This is a genomic window from Desulforhabdus sp. TSK, from assembly GCF_022836495.1.
GTDB lineage: Bacteria > Desulfobacterota > Syntrophobacteria > Syntrophobacterales > Syntrophobacteraceae > Desulforhabdus.
On sequence record NZ_BQXM01000174.1, the window covers coordinates 1 to 426 of the forward strand.

Annotated in this window: 1 protein-coding gene; it reads left to right on the forward strand. The window is 66.9% G+C overall.

The window, feature by feature from the left end:
• Positions 1–426, forward strand: a 426-nt coding sequence (locus MWC30_RS22010; RefSeq protein ID WP_244086332.1) for a PLP-dependent transferase, incomplete at both ends; no start/stop codon positions are given.

Sequence of the window (426 nt, forward strand, 5' to 3'; positions counted from 1 at the left end):
CCTCGTTCGTCTTCAAGGACACCGACGACGCCGCCAACCTGTTCGCCCTGCAGAAGTACGGCAACATCTACTCCCGCATCGGCAACCCGACGGTCGCCGCTCTGGAGGAGCGCATCGCCTCGCTGGAGGGCGGCATCGGAGCGGTGGCCACGGCGTCGGGCATGTCCGCGGAGTTCCTGGTCTTCGCCGCCCTGTGCGGCCAGGGCGACCACATCGTCGCCAGCTCCAAGCTCTACGGCGGGACCGTCCCCCAGCTGGATGTGAGCCTGCGCCGCTTCGGCATCGAGACCACCTTTGTGGACTCGGACGAGGCCGAGGACTTCGCCGCGGCAGTCCAGGAGAACACCAAGCTGATCGTCACCGAGATCGTCTCCAACCCCAGCTCCGATGTGGTGGATCTGCGCGGTCTGGCCGATGTGGCCCACA